The organism is Metamycoplasma equirhinis, from assembly GCF_006385185.1.
Classification (GTDB): Bacteria; Bacillota_I; Bacilli_A; order Mycoplasmatales; family Metamycoplasmataceae; genus Metamycoplasma; species Metamycoplasma equirhinis.
The window spans coordinates 1-18602 of sequence record NZ_VFIX01000006.1 but is presented as its reverse complement, the minus strand read 5'-3'; the positions used below and the strand labels follow the sequence as shown (position 1 = coordinate 18602).

15 protein-coding genes are annotated in these 18602 nt (G+C 28.0%); 12 read left to right on the top strand and 3 right to left on the bottom strand.

The features are described from left to right. The first annotated feature begins 15 nt into the window (after window positions 1-15). The 4 genes from cmk to FJM08_RS02445 are packed head-to-tail and all read left to right on the top strand — an operon-like array spanning window position 16 to window position 3312. On the top strand, window positions 16-693 hold the full coding sequence (gene cmk / locus FJM08_RS02460) for a (d)CMP kinase (RefSeq protein ID WP_140031629.1): 678 nt from the start codon (window positions 16-18) through the stop codon (window positions 691-693). Beyond that, window positions 686-2005, top strand: a complete 1320-nt coding sequence (der, locus tag FJM08_RS08090) for a ribosome biogenesis GTPase Der (protein ID WP_170177183.1) — start codon at window positions 686-688, stop codon at window positions 2003-2005. Before cmk ends, der begins: the two co-directional genes overlap by 8 nt. Beyond that, window positions 2005-2991 carry an NAD(P)H-dependent glycerol-3-phosphate dehydrogenase gene (locus FJM08_RS08085; RefSeq protein WP_140031627.1) on the top strand — a complete coding sequence of 329 codons (987 nt, stop codon included), beginning with the start codon at window positions 2005-2007 and terminating at the stop codon, window positions 2989-2991. Before der ends, FJM08_RS08085 begins: the two co-directional genes overlap by 1 nt. Window positions 2992-3000: 9 nt before the next feature. Next, window positions 3001-3312, top strand: a complete 312-nt coding sequence (locus tag FJM08_RS02445) for an HU family DNA-binding protein (RefSeq protein ID WP_140031626.1) — start codon at window positions 3001-3003, stop codon at window positions 3310-3312. On the opposite strand, the gene recU is transcribed toward FJM08_RS02445, so the two are convergent. The 3 genes from recU to FJM08_RS08070 form a co-directional block, all read right to left on the bottom strand. After that, a complete protein-coding gene (recU, locus tag FJM08_RS08080) occupies window positions 3296-3805 on the bottom strand; it encodes a Holliday junction resolvase RecU (RefSeq protein ID WP_140031625.1) in 510 nt (169 codons plus the stop codon). The two genes, FJM08_RS02445 and recU, sit on opposite strands and share 17 nt — an antisense overlap. An 85-nt stretch (window positions 3806-3890) precedes the next feature. Continuing rightward, window positions 3891-5951 carry a UU173 family protein gene (locus tag FJM08_RS08075; RefSeq protein WP_140031624.1) on the bottom strand — a complete coding sequence of 687 codons (2061 nt, stop codon included), beginning with the start codon at window positions 5949-5951 and terminating at the stop codon, window positions 3891-3893. After that, window positions 5944-6786 carry an MAGa7180 family putative nuclease gene (locus FJM08_RS08070; RefSeq protein WP_140031623.1) on the bottom strand — a complete coding sequence of 281 codons (843 nt, stop codon included), beginning with the start codon at window positions 6784-6786 and terminating at the stop codon, window positions 5944-5946. Before FJM08_RS08070 ends, FJM08_RS08075 begins: the two co-directional genes overlap by 8 nt. A 214-nt stretch (window positions 6787-7000) precedes the next feature. Between FJM08_RS08070 and FJM08_RS08065 the strand changes: the two genes are divergently transcribed. The 8 genes from FJM08_RS08065 to FJM08_RS02390 form a co-directional block, all read left to right on the top strand. Next, window positions 7001-7753 (top strand): hypothetical protein, encoded by a 753-nt coding sequence (locus tag FJM08_RS08065; protein WP_140031622.1) that lies wholly within the window; start codon window positions 7001-7003, stop codon window positions 7751-7753. Between the two features lie 15 nt (window positions 7754-7768). Next, a complete protein-coding gene (locus FJM08_RS08060) occupies window positions 7769-8746 on the top strand; it encodes an ABC transporter permease subunit (protein ID WP_140031621.1) in 978 nt (325 codons plus the stop codon). Then, window positions 8736-9905, top strand: a complete 1170-nt coding sequence (locus FJM08_RS08055; protein WP_140031620.1) for an ABC transporter permease subunit — start codon at window positions 8736-8738, stop codon at window positions 9903-9905. Before FJM08_RS08060 ends, FJM08_RS08055 begins: the two co-directional genes overlap by 11 nt. A gap of 155 nt (window positions 9906-10060) precedes the next feature. Further along, a complete protein-coding gene (locus FJM08_RS08050) occupies window positions 10061-10456 on the top strand; it encodes a nuclear transport factor 2 family protein (protein WP_140031619.1) in 396 nt (131 codons plus the stop codon). Window positions 10457-10560: 104 nt separating this feature from the next. Beyond that, a complete protein-coding gene (locus FJM08_RS02405; RefSeq protein WP_140031618.1) occupies window positions 10561-11376 on the top strand; it encodes an HAD hydrolase family protein in 816 nt (271 codons plus the stop codon). Between the two features lie 49 nt (window positions 11377-11425). Next, on the top strand, window positions 11426-13366 hold the full coding sequence (locus FJM08_RS08045; RefSeq protein ID WP_140031617.1) for a transketolase family protein: 1941 nt from the start codon (window positions 11426-11428) through the stop codon (window positions 13364-13366). Between the two features lie 9 nt (window positions 13367-13375). Further along, a complete protein-coding gene (locus FJM08_RS02395) occupies window positions 13376-14269 on the top strand; it encodes a class II fructose-bisphosphate aldolase (RefSeq protein ID WP_140031616.1) in 894 nt (297 codons plus the stop codon). Window positions 14270-14482: 213 nt separating this feature from the next. Next, window positions 14483-18602: hypothetical protein (locus FJM08_RS02390; protein WP_140031615.1), on the top strand; the 4120-nt coding region annotated here is incomplete at its 3' end.

The following is an 18602-nucleotide window of genomic DNA, read 5'->3' as shown; positions in this document are numbered from 1 at the left end:
TAAAAAAGGAAAATCATGACTAAAAAAATTAACATTGCCATCGACGGACCTAGCGGCGTAGGAAAAACCGTTATGTCGAATATGCTAGCCAAAAAATTAGGCTACAAATTTTTAAGTTCCGGTAGTTTTTATCGCGTAATTGCCTTTAATGCAATTAAGCAAAATTTAGATTTTAAAAATGAAAAGCAAATTAATGAATCTTGAGAATTTGATGATTTGAATATTACCGAAGATGGGAAAATAATTTTTAAAGGAAATGATATTTCATTATCAATTAGAAACGATGAAGTTTCACAAGCAGCATCAAAAATCGCAAAATTTGCTTCAATTAGAAAAAAAGTAAATCTTTTTATTCAAGATTTTGCTAATAAACATAAGGGAATAATTGTTGATGGGCGAGATGCTACATATCGAATTTTACCTAACGCCGAAGTTAAATTTTTTTTATGAGCCTCTGCGGAAATTAGAGCAAAACGTCGTGTTAAGCAAGATGCTGAAATGGGAATTATTTCAAATTACAATGATGTTTTAGAATCAATCAAAATTCGTGATTATAATGATATGAATCGTGACATTGATCCACTTAAAGTGTCAGAAGGTTCGATAGAAATTGATTCGAGTAATATGAGTGTCGAGGAAAATTTTAAAGTTATGTTAGATATTGTTAATGAGAAAGTAGGCAATTATGAATAATAATGTTGTCGCAATTATTGGCAAACCTAATGTAGGTAAAAGCACTTTATTTAATAAAATAATTAACAAACGTAAATCAATAGTTTATGATACACCTGGTGTAACACGAGATCGTCTCTATTCAGATGCTTCTTGAGCCGGGAGAGAATTTAAAATTATTGATACTGGTGGAATAACAATTGAAGAAGAAGATTTTAAAAAACAAATTAAAATTCAAGCGCAAATCGCAATTGATGAAGCTAATGTTTTAATTTTTTTAGTCGATGGAAATGATTCGCTTACCACCGAAGATTTTTATGTTGCAAATATATTAAGAAAAATTAATAAGCCAGTTTTGCTAGCAATAAATAAATTGGAAGGTCAAAAAGTTGAATACTTTGATAATTCAATTTATACACTTGGTTTTAGTCAAATTTTTCCAATAAGTGCAATGCATGGCGATGGTGTCGGTAATTTGCTAGATAGTGTAATAAATAATTTTAGTAATGTCGAAGATAGTAATCTTAAAAACTTTAAATTAGCGATTTTAGGAAAACCTAATGTAGGCAAAAGCACCTTGTTAAATACTTTGGCCAATGAGAATCGCTCAATAGTTAGTGATATTGCTGGAACAACACGTGACTCAGTTACTAGCACAATATTTATTAATGACGAAAAGTTTGACATAGTTGATACTGCCGGAATTAAAAGAAAAAGTAAATTGATAGATAGCGTCGAACACTATGCTCTAATGCGCGCAAATGAATCAATTGAAGAAGCTGATTTATGTTTATTGGTTTTAGACGCAACTGATGAGGTTAGTCATTTTCATCAAAATATTATCGGTATCGCATATGAACTTAAAAAACCGTTAATTGTTATTGTTAATAAATGAGATTTAATTGAAAAAGATACCAATACAATGTCCCATTACAAAAAAAATTTGTCACAGAAACTAAAATTTGTTGACTGAGCTCCAATTGTATTCATTTCAGCAAAGGATAAAAATCGAATTAACAAATTGAGAGATGAAATAATAAAAGTTAAAAATAATATTTCACGAAAAATAAATACCAATCAATTAAATACATTAATGATGACAGCACAAATGATTAGACCGGCTAGTTCAATTAATGGTCGACGTTTATCAATCACTTTTTCAAAACAAATTGCTGCTAAAATACCTACATTTGTTTTATTTGTTAACAATATTGAATTGGCACATTTTACTTATTTAAGATATATTGAGAATCAAATAAGAGAAAATTTTGATTTTTCTGGCACACCTATTGAGCTTGTTTTACGCAACAAAAACCAAAAAGGAGAAAAATAATGGCTAAAATTCTTGTTTTAGGTTCTGGCGGAATGGGTACAGCTTGTGCTTCTGTTTTAGTAAATAATGGTCATGATGTTACAATTTATGGTATTGAAGAAGCAGAATTAAATGATCTAACAAGTGGAAAAAATCTTAAATATTTCCCCGATGTTTTTGATTTACCGAAATTCAAAGTATCAAATAACATACTTTCATCACTAGAAAACGTTGAATATGTCTTATTTGCAATTCCAACTAAATTTATTAGCGAAGTATTTAAAAAAGTTATTTCTAATCTTAGCAATAAAGCAGTTATTATTAACGTTGCAAAGGGATTTTGACCAGGAACTAATTTTTCGGTTCATGAGCAAATGATAACTTTAACAAAAGAAAACCAGTTTGTAAAAGGGATTGTCTCATTGATTGGCCCCTCGTTCGCGATTGATATTGTTAAAAAAAATATTACCGCTATTTCTGCTGTGTCATATGATATTGAACTTGCTTCGGAAATTCAAAAAATCTTTTCGAATGATTCATTTAGGGTTTATTCACAATTAGATGTTAAAGGCGCAGAAATTGGTTCAATTTTTAAAAACATTATCGCCATAGCATCAGGAATGGCTGAAGGCCTGGGTTATTCAACTAATACACAAGTAGCAATAATCACACGCGGCATCAATGAAATGAAACTATATAACAACTTAAAAGGTGGTAAAGAAGAAACGATTTATGGTCTCACCGGGCTAGGTGATTTAATTTTGACTGCCCTTTCTTCAAAATCAAGAAATTATACTTTTGGAAAAAACTTTTTTGATAAAAACTTCGATTCAAGTAAAATTACAATTGAGGGACTAAAATCAATTGAGGTAATTTACAACGAATTTATTAAAAATAAAATACTAAAATTGCCAATTGTAGAGGCACTATATAAAATAATTTATTTGAAATTAGATGTCCATGATGTAATAAAGTCACTTATGACTAGACCGCTCAAAAAAGAATAAGGAGAAAACATGAACAAAAAAGAACTTATTATCAAAACAAGCGAAAAAACAGGATTTCAACAAGCGATTATTGAATCAATTTTTGATGAAATAATTGAAATTGTCTCTGATCAAATCGCACAAGAAAAAACAGTATCTATTTCAGGCTTGGGACTTTTTTCAGCAAAATATATTCCTAAAAAAACAAAAGTTCACAATATTACTAAAGTAGTTTTGAATGTTGAAGCAAAATTAGACCCTCGTTTCAAATTTTCTGATACTTACAAAAAACGAATTACCGCGCAGTATGAAAATTATAAAAAAATTAAAAAAAATGACTAACAATTTTGATGTAATCTAATATACCGGGAAAATCCAAATTTAATGAATATCCATACGCTATTGCATCTTTATAGACTAGCGTATTTTTATTTTCGCTTATTATTTTCATTAAATTCTTATGTTTGATAATTAAAAAATCATTTTGCATCTTAAAATATATTATTCAAAAAGCAATTCCATCAAAAGATTCAATTAATGATAAATATTCTAATTGATGTTGCTTAATGTTTTTTAATTTAAAATTCTTTTCCTCGGTACTTTTGGCTTCAAATGCAATAAATTTGCCTTGAAAGACACCATAATAGTCAACGGTACTCTTAGATTTTATCTCGGCATCTTTTAGTAAAAGTTTTCGATTTTCAATTTTGATCTTGCTAAATGAAACATCTAAATTTTTCTTATGAATCATAGCAATTTTATTTTTTAAATAAAAAATATTTGTCTTATTTATTATACTTTCAAGCATCATTCCACGATTATTGGTGTTTTTCATATTAATATTACACCATGATAATTGGTAAACAATTTCGCTAATTTTTCGCCAAAAAAACTCAGAGTATGTATCTCTGAGAAATTAATTAAATATTTTTATATTCAATAAAATTTTTAAAATATTCTTGAGTTTTTTTACAATTTAATAAATATTGAATTAAATCAAATGTCATTATCATTGCCATAACGTCATTATGACAATATTTTTTTAATTGTATTTCTTTTTGTTCTCATTCTCTATCTTTAATAGCATTAAATGCTCTTGCAGTGGCGATTTGAAGTGCCATACCACCATTTTTAACTGCTAGTTCGTGGTATGGTGTGATCATATGCTTTAACTTTAGCTTGCTATTAGATACAAATAATTCAATTTTTTTAATTGAATATAATCCTTTGGTGAAACCTAAATTTATGTATTTGCTTGCAGCGGTCTTGCCATTAAAAAAATCAGCAATATCAATCATTTTTGAATTTACTTCATTGATTTTTTGCGATTGCGATTCATAAGTTAATTTATCAATACTTCCATCTTCGCAATAGTTTTCTAACATTTCTTTAATTTCGATTAGCCTAGACTTTTCATATGATTTATTAAAAACGACATAATGTTCAGCATTTTTGTCATATAAATCATTAACAATTTTTACAAGCGTTTTATAGTTGTAGTTTAGTGGATCGTAAACAAAGTCATTTGTTTCTTTTTCAATAATTTCGTTATTTATTGTTTTAATTATTGAAGTCTGCGAAATGAGTTGGTTATATGCAGGGTTATAGTCAATTATTGGAGTAGGTTTAGAAACTCCTTCAAAATCAAATCATACAATTTTAGCTTTATTCTCAACTAATTTTAAATATTCGGGATGTTCTAATATTTTTGGGTTAATAGCAATTTTATTATTTTCATAAAATTCTAAGAAATCTCTATCTGCTAGTGATGTTTGCTCTAAATTATTAATTTTTCTTTTTAAAACAATTTTTGAACTAAAAGTATATTCGGGAATAATTTTTTTAACTAACAAACGATAAAAATCTAGTTTTAAATCTAATCTATCATTTGTATCTTTTATTGTAATTATTTTTTCTAGATTATTTAATTCACTAATTGATTCGAAATTTTCAGCATAGTAAACAAATTGTTTAAAAGTACAAACAAAATCATCTTTTTGAATATCAAAAAAACTATCTCTATTAACCGTTGATAAATCATTATTGATGTGTTCAATAATTGTCAATCTATTTTCCGATTTTTTTTCGCTTGGGTTTGGAATTCCGGCAAATCTAGCTTGCAAAATTTCTTCGCTATAATTTTTCTTTTTTACTGCGGCGTTGTTTTGTGATTTACTTTTGGTTGCCTTGCAATATTCAGATGAAATAAAATCAAGTTCATTTGCTTTAACATTTTTGCGATGTCTAAATTTAGGCAATATGTGAACGCATTTATTTACACTAATATTTTGACTGCGCATTACTTTTACTTCAAAATAAAAGCGAATAATATTTTTAAGCGAAGATTTTGAAGAATAATTCAAAATTCCTATTGTCTTATTTTCACTATCGTAATATAAAGGTGTCGCTAAACATTTTTTATATTCGAAAACAGGAAAAAATACTATTGCATTTTTGACAATAGCTTCGTTTGTTTTTTTAATTCTAGCTTCATATTTATCATTAACATTTATAACAACAAAGTTACGATCTTGATTTTGCTTTTTTATAAACTCTATAGCTTTTTTTTCAATAATTTCAAGCCCCATTGCTGTAGATTCAAAACTTTTAAGTGAATTTAAAAATTCTAAGGCCTCATCAATTTTTTGATTAGCTGCAAGTTTTTTATAAAAATCGGCATCATTTTCCAATATGTTTTTTAAATATGAAATTTTTTCGAAAGTAGATTTTTCATCTAATGATTTTTTGTCACTTTCTTTAAGAAAAGCGGAAAAGTTTTTATCGATTTTGTTTTCTATTTCATCTATTGCAAAATCTAACAAATTATATTTTTCCTTCGAATTGTCGCTATCAAAATCATCTTCTGAATCATCGCTTTTAAATAATTCGTCAATATATAATTCAATATTATTTGAAAAAGCAAAAAACGGTCTGGCACAATTTGCAATTAGAAAGTTTGAATAACGAAAATATTTATTCATATTTAGCTGTTGCCTTTCCGTTTTCAACTCATTTTTTATACAAATCTTCTCATTCGTTAAAATTTTTGCAAGCTAAAAATTCAATTAAATCAGCATCAATTTTTTCGTTTCATTTAGGAGAAATTCCAGTTTTTGTGTATTTTTTAAATCATTTAATACAAGTATCAATGTCATCTTGAACTTGAGCTTCGTTTATTTGCATGTTTCAGTTTTTAACATACCTTTGATTAATATCTATTGTTTCGAGATTCAAATAGTCTTCTTCTTTTAAAAAGCACGCAACAATTGCAAAATTTCTAACGCCCATTAGGTAAGTGTATAATTGAGCTTGCTTTATGTAGCCGGGATTTACACCGTATTTATTTCAATTTTCTAGATTTTTTTCACCAGAAGTTTTAATTTCAAACACCATTTTTAGTTTTTCAGAATAACCATCAGGTAATCCACCAAATAATTCATTTTCAGTAAAAAAGTCATAATTATATTTCTCAGCGGGGTAGCGGTTTAATGTATGCCCTAAATGTTTTTCAATTTTTTCAATAATTTTAGGTTCAAGTACAATACCAGCACGAACATATTTATCGTCCAAAACAGGCATTTTGAAATTGCATAATCTTGAAAACGCAGCAAATTCGCTATTAAAATCTGTTAAGTGCATAATATCACCTAATGCCGAACCAGTCATTTTTCTAAACCCTCCAAAAGATCCGGGCTTTTTAGATTGCATAGATTTTAAAAGTGATTCATTAACGATAAGCACTTGATTTTTGTAGTCAAGTGTATATTCGCGTTCATTAAAAAAATTACGTTTTGGAATTATCATTTTTTTGTTCATTTTTGCCTTTCTTACTAGTTTTGACAATATTTATTAATTATATTTTATTAGATATTTTAGATGTCAAATGTTTATTCACAACAAATTAGCGAAAAAATTAAAAAATCATTAAAATTACATCTTATTTTGCCTAAAAATATTTTATTTTACAATTTTTATTAAACTATAATATAATTATTTGTGTAAAATAACAAGTCAAGGAGATAGATAAATTATGAAAAAATCAAAAAAAATATTACTTGCTTTTGCAGCAATTAGCCCTCTATTTGTTTTGCCATTAGCATCAGTTTCATGTAAAGACCCAAAAGGACCTAAAGTGAATAATAATGTTGAAATGCAATCGCATTTAGACATTAAAATTGCGAAAGTTGCCAAAAATCAAGAAAGTGTTGATCCTGAAGAAGTTGTTAAGAAATTTCTAGATGCCAAAAATTGAGATGAAGTAAAAGAATTATTTAAAAAATACAATATTGCTTTTGAAGTTTCAACGGAAGCTCCTAAAGGTGCAGAATATGCAGTAGCAAAAAGTACTCATGCTCACGCCGATGAAGGAATAATTCATTTAGATATTACTAGAACTGTAAATGGCAAATCAGAAACCAAGAGATTTGAAATTGGCGGCTTTAAAAAAGAAGTTATCGAAGCTAAATATACTTTTGGTAATTATGAATTAACAACAAAATCAAAAAAACAAATCACCCCTTATGAACTTAAAGTAAAAATTATTGAAGCCCAAAATAAAGGCTTTGAAGAATTAATAAAAGTTTTAGCAGAATTTGTCGAAGTTAAAAAAATCAAGGAAGATGACAAAGAATCACAATTTTCATTTGATGAAAAATCAATTGAAGAAGTTAAAGACTCAGGTCAATTACATTTTGAAAAAGTTTATTTATATCAAAAATCAAAACCAGAAGCAAAAACAGAAGCTAAATCACATTTCGTAATCACAGATTTGAAAAAAGAATAATAAAGTTAAGCAATAATGAAAAATAATAATTCAATTACTATTTTTAGAAAAATTATTGCGTTCTTTTTTATTTTTTTGTCAGCAATTACAATTGTTTTTTTTGCTATTAATTTATTAATGGAGCCACAAATCAAAAAGAACATTGCTGTTGCTAATCAAATTGAACCAAATCTATGAAAACGATATTTAGAATTTATAAAAAACCTCTTTATTTTTAATCCAGGCAAAATTTTTTCAAGTGAGTTAAATAATACTAACCTAAGTATTTTTAGCTTGTATTTTGCTCAATTCAAGTGAACAATTCTATTTATTTCGTTTATCTTTTTACTTGGCTTAATTATTGGCAATATTTTAGGTATTTGAAGTGGCTATAAATTTAACAAAACGCCAGATTTTATCATTAATTTAATTGTTGCATCAATTTCGACAATTCCACTATTAATTGTGGCGATTTTAGCAATGACAAATTCACATATTTTTGGTTATCCATCGCAATTTATTTCTAACGCTAAATACACATTTCTTTCTTTGCTTGTGCCCACTATAGTAACCTCGTTTGGAACAATTAGTTTATTTCATTCTCGGGCACGAAAAATTATTAAAGAAACTCTCACATCAAATTACTATCAATTTGCTATTTCTTTAGGGCTGAATAAATTTCAATTATTTAAAAAACAAATTTTTAAAAATCTCTTAATTAGCGAACTTCAAGTTATTATTCCATTTTTTACATTACTATTTTCATCATCATTAGTAGTTGAAAGAATTTTTTCAATTCCTGGACATAGCGTATTTATTTCATATGCCTTTACAAAAGCGGAAATAAATTTAATTATGTTTTATTTTGTTTTTAACTTCATTTTGATTTTAATTTTTAGATTAATTAATCACATAATTTTAACTTACTTAAATCCTTTACAAAAAATTGAATCAAAAATTAAAATGCAAAAAAAGATTTTTACTTTGAAGGGAAATTTAAAATATGCCAAATAATCAAAAAACATTATTTAAATTTGCCAAGCAAAAAACCACAATTGATAGTTATGTAGTTCATCAATCGGAAACAAAATTATTTTGAAGACGTTTCTTTTTAAAAAAACAAAATATTGCTAGTTTTATTATTTTTAGTTTAGTTATTTTGGGAAGTATTTTTGCTTTATTTTTTATTAAAAATTCACCAATAAATTCCATTGATTCTAATTCAATTTATGTAAATAATTTGCCAGCCTTAAATACAACAATTTTTCGCAATTTTGAAAGAGGTTCTGAACTTGATTTTATTCGTGAAATTGCAAGGTTAGAAAAAATTAGAGCATTTAACCAAAATGAAAGTCCAATATTTCAAATATTTTATGATTCAGCTTATGATAGTGGCGGTGATTTAACTATAAATACTGATATTGTTGTGCTAGCATATAATCCTTTTGATTTAATAAAAGCAATTAATTTAAACTCAACTCACAAAATTTCTTTGTTACCAACAATATTAGGCACAAACCAAAATGGTGTAGATTTATATGCACGTTTAAATGTTTCGCTATTAATTACGATTGTAACTATTTTATTTGCAATCGCTATTAATTTATTTATTGGTTTTTCATTAGCGGCAATTTACGCACTGAATTCAAACAAATGATATGCGAATTTGATTGATAAAGTTGCATCAATAATCAATGCCATTCCTGAAATAATTTGAATTTTTATTCTTTGCGTATTTTTAGGAACAAAATGATACGGTATATTAATAGCATTTGCTTTAATTTCTTGAATATCATATTATGAAATTGCTAAAAATGAAATTTTAGCATTGAGAAATAGCGAATTTATTTTAGCGGCTAAAGTAATTGGTCTAAATCAATTTCAAATCATTTATGGTCATTTATTTAAAAAACTTTTACCATCTTTAATTATTTTGATAACCGATCGTTTAGCAATTAATGTTTTAATTGTTTCATCTCTAGCGTTTTTAAATTTTATTACAAACGAAAACGATTTAAATATTGGCATAGTTTTAAAAGAAGCAATTTCTCTTTCGAAATCTAACCCGCTTTATATTTCCTTGATTGTCATTTATTTGATTTTCTTTTGTGTATCACTAAAATTGTTTAATATTTCACTTTCAACTACACTTAACCCTAAAGTGTCTATATAGAAAACTATAATATTATGATCTAAAGTGCAACACTTGAAAAAAGTGTTTGCATTTTTATATAATAAAATTGAAGAGAACTAAGCTCTTCACTAATAGCCAAATTGTGTGTTTTAAAAAAACAAAATTAGGTTATTAATTATAACTTAAGGAAAATTATGAATCAAAATAATCCAATTGAAGTATTTAATAATTATGCAAATGCATTGGCACAAGGCAACTTTGCCGCAGCTTTTGAAACAATGTCAGATGACATTATATGACATATGGGAGGGAGCGGCCCTCTTTCAGGCAAAATTGTCGGAAAACAAAAACTGGGCAAATCTTTGGCAGAATTTGCAAAACGCAGCAATGGAACTTTTAAAGTAGTTACTAATTGAATCGCAAGCAATGGAAACTTTGTTGCTGCAAGCGTCGTGTCTTTAGCTAATAAAGATCAAGCACAATTAAATAATCCAGGTATTGACTTATTTAAAATTGAAAATGGAAAGATTCTAGAAGTATGAACATTTTCTGAATTTCAAGCTCAAGAAGATGAGTTTTGAAAAAACTAAATACCAAATTAAATTTCGCTTATAAAAGTATGCTTTAATTAATACATCATTAAAAAATATTGCTTAATTTTAGTTAAATAAAAATTTGTATCTATAATATATACATGCATACGAATTACGAAGCTTATTTTTTAGATTTAGATGGAACAGTTGTTGATGAACCTGAAAAAACCAAAGATGGCGAATTGGGAATTAGCCAAAAAAATATTGATTCATTAATTAAACTCTCAAATCTAAAACCGATTATTATTTCAACAGGGCGCGCCAATAGCGATTATGTGCTAAAAATCGCTAATTTAATTAATGCACCATATTGTATTTGCGAAAACGGTTCACTTATTGTAGATAAAAATAATAATGTAGTTAAGAAAATTGAAATTGATAAAGATACGACAACAAAATTAATTAAATACATGCAAGATCGTAACCTTTTTTACACAATGAATGAAGGCGGTATTATTTACTATGGTAAAAACTATAGTTGTGATTTTGAACGCCCATGAGTAAAGTGACATAAAAAAATACCTTATTCAGAAATGCCATATACTGAGGCAGCTTGCAAATTTTTATGTTACGGTGTGACGAAAGAAGAAATTGATTTAATTATTGCAGATTTAAAAATAAAGTTGCCAAATTTATCATTTCATAAAGTGTCGTTTGGCTATTCGATTGAAATTACTAGCAATTTAGCATCAAAAGGTAAAGGCGGTGCTTTTGTAGCTTCGCTATTAGGTTTTAGTGCCAAAAATTCTGTTCACATTGGGGATACAGGAAACGATATTAACGCTTTGCCTGAAATTGGCTCATTCATTGCGATGGGCAATGCAATTGATGAAGTAAAAGCTCATGCGTGTTACATTGCGCCAGAATTTAGAGATGGCGGTATTTCAAAACTAATTAAAGAACTTGAAAATATATAAAATATTGTGATGATTTTAGTCATCACTTTTTTAATTAAAAGGAGTGATAATGAAAAACTTAGATGAAAAAGTAATATCAGCAATGCGCGGAATTGCAATTGATGCGATTAATAACGCAAAAGGAGGACATATGGGTATGGCAATTGGTGCTGCGTCAATTTCCTATTCAGTAATTGCAAAAAATTTAATTATTTCTAAAGAAAATCCAAAATGAATTAACCGCGATAAATTTATTTTATCAGCGGGGCACGGCTCAATGTGTTTTTATTCAATTATGCATTTTTTAGGTTTACTAACTTTAGATGATTTAAAAAAGCATAAAAAATTAAATTCAAAAACTCCAAGTCATCCTGAAATCGATAAATTTGCTTATGTTGATGCTTCGACTGGACCATTAGGCCAAGGTGTTGCAATGGGAGTTGGTATGGCGCTTAGTCAACAATATTTAGCAAATAAATACAACAAACCTGGTTTTAATTTATTTGATCATCATGTTTTTGTTTTACATGGTGATGGTTGTATGCAAGAGGGCGTTGCTTTAGAAGCTATTCAATTAGCGGGAACACTTAATTTAAATAAACTAATATTGATTCATGACTTTAATGAAACACAAATTGATAGTAAATCATATGAAGTTAATAATATTGACTTCATAAAGTTTTTTGAATCAAATAATTTTAATACTTTTGATTGTCAAAGCGATTTGGCATCAGAAATACTGGAAACTATTGAAAAAGCTAAAAAATCAAATAAACCATCATATATTCGTATACATACTAATATTGCTAAATACACACCATTTGAAAATATGCCTAAGGGACACAATGGCACATTAGATGAAAAACAAACTATTGAATTTAAACAAAAATGTGGTTTAAAATCATTTACACCTTTTGAATATGAAAAAGAAATATATGATTATTGCCAATCACTATGAGACAAAAAGCAAGCAAATTATTCAAATTGGCAAACTTTATTTTTTAAATATTCTAAAAAATATCCACATGAATATAAAGAAATACAATCGCTTATTAACAAAAATTACCAATTTATCTTGCCTAAGAAATTAGCAATAACAAATAAAGCTACAAGAGATTATGTTGGCGAAATAGTTAAAATACTTGAACAAAGTCCATTTATAATTGGTGGCTCTGCGGATCTTAAAAGTTCAACTAAAGTAGGTTTTGAAACCGATATTATAAAAGGTGGCAAAAATATTAAATATGGTATTCGTGAATTTGCAATGGCCGCAATAAATAACGGGATTTATCTAGCATCAAATTTAAAAACTATTGACTCAACATTTTTTTCATTTGCTGATTATGCGAAACCAGCAATAAGATTAGGCTCAATTATGAAAATTCCATCAATTCATGTTTTTAGCCATGATAGCTACCAAGTTGGCGGTGACGGCCCTACACATCAACCATTTGATCAGCTTCCAATGTTACGAGCAATGAACAATGTTAAAGCGATTAGACCATGTGATGAAAAAGAAACGCTTGAAGCCTTTAAATGGGCGCTCAAGCAAAATCAAAATCAAATTGTGATCATCACATGTAGACAACCAATTGCATCACTAAAAAATAGGCTAAACGTTTTTAAAGCAGCATATATTATAAAGCGTGAAGATGAGTTTGATTTGAGTATTTTGGCAAGCGGTTCAGAAGTTTCATTAGCTTATGAAATTTCAAATGAATTAGCAAAAAAACATCATATTAAATCACAAGTAATTTCTGTTCCTTTGCTTCAAAATTTGGTTAGCGATAATAAATTGATTAAGCAATTAGAAATTGCAAAAAAACCAATTTTTGCAATTGAAACATCAAGTGATTCAATGTGATATCAATTAGCAAAATATAATAAATTTGATTGCCAATTAGCCTTAACGTACGGAGAGTCAACTAACGGACAAGAAATATATGAATTAAAAGGTTTTAATAAATCATTTATAATTAAAAAAATCAAAAAATTACTATTGCAAAATTAAAGGAGAAATATGTCAAAATTAGTAAATATGAAAAGTATGCTCATTAAAGCACATAAAGAAGGATATGCGGTTCCGCATATTAATATAAATAATCTTGCTTGGACTAAAACAGCTTTGCAAGCTGCACAAGATTTTAATTCGCCGATTATTATTAGTGCATCTTGAGGTGCAACAAAATATTTTGGCGGATATAATGTTGTAGCAAATTTGGTTAAAAATTTAGTGACTGATATGAATATAGAAGTTGAAGTGGCCTTACATTTTGACCATGGAAATTATGACCAATGTGTAAAAGCCCTTGAGGCTGGTTTTAGTTCAATTATGTACGACGGAAGTCACGAACCTTTTGCGATTAATTATGAAAATACAAAAAAATTAATTGAATTAGCAAAATCATATAATGCTTCAGTGGAGGCTGAGATTGGCCAAATTGGCGGTGAAGAAGATGGTATTACTTCATCTGGTATCATTGTTTCAGATACAAACGAAGCAATTAAAATGAAAGAACTTGGTGTTGATGCGTTAGCTGTTGGAATAGGAAATATTCACGGGCAATATCCAGAATGATGAAAAAGTCTTGATTTTGAAACACTCTCAAAAATCGACAGCGCATGTAATATGCCTTTAGTTTTGCATGGTGGCAGTGGCATTCCAACTAATCAAGTTCAAAGGGCAATAAAAAACGGTATTGCTAAAGTTAATATTAATACAGAACTCCAATTAGTAAATGCTGCGGCTTTAAAAGAATTTGTCTTATCTAAAAAAATAGACGAAGCAAAGAATTTTGATCCGCGTAAAATTGCAAATTATGGTATGGATGCTGTTTATAAATTATTGCAACAAAAATTTACTGAATTAGGTTCAATCGATAAATCGATTGCAATAAAACATAACAAAAATTAAAAATTTAGTAATATATTATTTTAAATAATGAAAGTTTTTAAATTTTTTAGCACGAAAAAAGCCCATTTTCGTGTTTTTTTATGCTAAAGTAGGACGCTAGCTAACCATTTTCAAAAAAAAAAAAAAAAAAACGCCTACAATGTAATGGTTTTTGTATGCTCGATCAAAAATTGAGCATCTTAAATAATTATTATTTAAGTATTAAGAGGTAACATGAATTCTAATAAGAAAAAAACTGCAATCATTGTCGGATCAGTAGCTACAGCTTTGCTTGCGTCTGCAGCAATCGCTACAGCGCTATATTTAAAAGGCAAAAATAAATTAGATAAACCTAAAGATAAAACAACGTTTATCGATTTTGGTATTTCAAAAGAAGATCAAAAAGAATTTGGTGCGCATGATGCTAAAGTTGAAGAAGAATTTAAAAAGATAAGAAAATATATCGAAAAAATTATTGAAAACCTAAATAAGGGAATTAATGAGGCTAAAAAAGATTTAAGCATCCAAGACTATAATGTTTTAATTAACTATTTAAAAGACGGAATTAAAATTGGTGAAGATGCTTTTCCTATTTTAGATAAAAGTATTAAGGCTTTGGCAGAGTATCTTGAAAAACAAAAACTTCTTCAAGATGATAGAAAAAGACTAGCCGAAACAATTGAAAAAGCTAAAGAAGCAATCGCATATGCACAATCTAAATTAGATGGACTTTTAAAAGATAAAAGTAAAGTTGAAAAACGTGCTGAAACAATTATTCGTCAAATTAAAGAAGCAATTGAACGTGCTGAAAAGGGAGTAATAATTCCCGAATTTAAAGCATCAATTAAAGAACTTGAAGAATTATCTGCTGCTGCTGAGGAAATTAAAACCAAGGCAAAAATTTTCGATTTAAATGACATTATCAATAAATTAGATGGTGCAATTAATGATGCCAATGCTGAAATTCAAATTCTAAAAGATAAAATTAACAAGCAAGATGAAGCTGCGCAAAAAGAAGCAATTAAAAAGTTTGCTGACGAATTAAAAGATAAAGTTGATAAAGCAATTAAAAAAGGCAAAGATGCTCAAACTGTTGAAGAGCTAGAAGAAGCTAAAAAGCAAATTGACACATTAAAAGATGTTGCCAGTGAAGCCGCTAAACAAGCTAATAAATTAAATGAGCCTGATGCCAAAGCAAAAATTGAATCGCAAATCCAACGTTTAGAAGAAGAATCTAAAAAACTTAATAAGCGTATTGAAGAAAAGAAAGCAAAAGATTCAGAATTAAAAAATGAACTAAAAGAATTACTTGAAGAACTTAAAAAAGCAGGTGCAGATGCTAAAAACGCTCAAAGCCTAAATGATTTAAACAAAGCAATCGCAGAATTAGAAGCAAAAATAGCAAAAGGCCAAGCTTTACAGCCAAAATTAAATCAAGCCAAATTAACTGATGAAGCAGATACATTAAAAAAAGCACTTGAAAAAGCTGCCGAAATTTTAACTGATGCTAAAAACCGAAAAGACGCTGAAAATACTAGAATAAGCGAGATAAAAACTAAGTTAAATAATCAAAAACAAGATCTAGAATCAAAAACTAATAATATCAAAACAAAAGAATCAATTACCGACCTAGAAAATGCATTAAGTGAATTAACTAAAGCAATTAATGATGGCGAATCACTTAACAATGAAGTTAAAGATGATAAATCAAAAGATTCATTTAAAGATGAGTATAACGCCTTTGCTAAAGCACTAGAAGATGCTAAAAATCAAGCGCAAAGTTCACAACAAAAATTAGATGCTTTAAAACAAGCAAAAAATGAACTTGATAAAAAGGTTGCTGATGCGATATCAAATGCTAATGAAGCAATCAAAGAAGCAAATCAAAATAAAAATAGTGAAGATAAAGATAAATTATCTTCTGTTTTAGAACAAATTTCTAAAGCTAAATCTGAATTAGAAAAAGCAAAACAAGATTCTGAAACTGCAAATGATGCTGAAAATAAAAAGAAATGTGAAGATAAATTAGCTGAATTAGAAACTGCTAAAGCTGAAATAGAAGCGCAAAAAACAAAAGTTGAAAACAAAGAAAAAGAAATTGCTAAATCAAAAGAAGCAGTTAAAAAGCAAATTGAAGCACTAAATAAAGAAATTGCTAATGTTGATAAGGCTATCTCTGATAAAAATAAAGCAAACATTGATTTAGCAAAATCTGAATTAGATAAAGAAATTACTAAAGCAGAAGAATTGCTAGAAAAAATAAAAAACGAACCAAAACTAAATCAAGAACATATTGATCTTAATTCAAAAATAACTGATGCTAAAAATAAATCAAAAGCTGCTGAAGAAGCTTTAAAAAATATTAATAAAGCTGAAGATGATGCTAAAAAAGCAACACAAGAAGCCAAACAAGAATTGGATAAAGCTATTAATGACGCTAAAACTGCCAATCCAAATAAACTGGATGATTTAAAAGAAAAACAAAAACAATTAGACGAGGCTATTGAAAAAGGAAATAAGGCAAATAAACAAGCTGATGAAGCCGGTGTAAGCGATCAAGACTTAAAAGAAAAATTAAAAGAAGCAGAAAAAGAAAAGAAAACATTAGAAGAAAAAATCAAAAAAGCCGAACAAGATAACATTAATCAAATTAAGCAAAAAATAAATGTTGCAATTAATGCATTAGATGGCGCAATAAGTAAGGTTAATGACGCAACACAAGACGCAAATAAACATGATTTAGTAAAAACAGAAGAAGCGATAGCAGAAATTGCTAATACGCTGAAAACTGCAAATGATACTAAATCAGAAACTGAGGCAAATCAAAGTAAATATCAAAATGAATTTAATTCTTTGATTTCTAAAATCACAGTTGCAAAGCAAAAACAAACTGAAATTTTAAAGCAAAAACAAGACATTGAAAATGAACGTAAAGTCGCAGATGAAGAATATAAAGCACTAAAACAAAATGTTGATGCAAACATTTTGTTATTTGATGGTAATTCAGATAAATTAGACAAGGTCACCGAAGCTATTAGTAAACTAGAAAAAAACTTAGAAAATGCTAAAAAACTATTAAATGAATCTAAAAAAATTAAATACTCTGATCTAGAAAATAAGACCAGTGCGCTAATTACTCAAATCGAAACCAAACTTATTGAGGCAAGAGCCAAAGAGCAAACATTAAAAAATGCTCAAGAAGCCGAAAAACAAAGAATTGAAAAACTAAAAGATGATCTAAATGCTGCAAGTCAAGAGTTAGAAAACAAATCTAATATTTTGAATAATGCTCAAGGACTAGATAATAAACAAAAAGCATTAAACGAATTATCGGAAGCTATTACAAAAGCAAATGAAATCTCTAAAAAAGTTACCGATATAGATAAAACTACTAATGCAAAAACCGAATGAGAAAACTTTAATTCTAAATTAACTGAAGCAACTAAATTAGCAACGGACAAACAAAAAGAAATTGCCGACAAAAAACTAGATTTAGATAACAAAATTAAAACTATTGAGAAAAAAGTTACCGATGCAATTCAAAATGCAGCGCAAGCGATAACCGAAAAGGATAAAACTAAACTTCAAGCATCTAAAACTGAATTAGAAAATTTAGTTAAAGATTTAGAAAAACTTAAAAAGGAAACCGAACAAGAAAAATATGCAGAAGGTACAAAAAAAGTCAATGATGAATTAACAAAAGTCAATGAACAATTGAAAAAAGTTTCCGATGAATTAAACTCAGAAACAAACCGTATTAGTCAAGTTAAAGAGGCTCTTGAAAAAGCAACCAGAGATCTTAAGGCCGCTAAAACAGAAGCTGAAAATAATAAAGATAAAGTTGACGAATTAGATAAAGCCTTACGAGAATTAGAAACTCAATATAATCTTGCTGACGCAGAATATAAAAAATATAATAAGCCAGAAAATACAAAAGTCCAAGAATTGCAAAAAGCATTACAAGATTTAAAAAACGAATTAGATTCATATGAAACATTTAAAAATAATTTATCTAAGAAAAATGAAAATACTAAAAAAGAATTAGATAAAAAACTAGAAGATGCTAAAAAAGAAGCTGATAAAGCAATTCAAGATTATGATAATGCTGGTGAAGATAAGAAAAAAATCGAAGACGCTAAAAAGAAATTAGATGATGCAAAACAAAAATTAGATCAAATTACACAAGACGCTGAAAATAATGGCTATGATAAGGCTAAAAAGGAAGCCGAAGAAAAATCTAAGGAAATTGACAAAAAATTAAAAGAAGCCGAATCAAAGCTAAATAGCAAAATTGCTAAAGAATTAGAAGATCTAATAAACGCACTAAATAATCAAGAAGAAAGCATCAAAAACT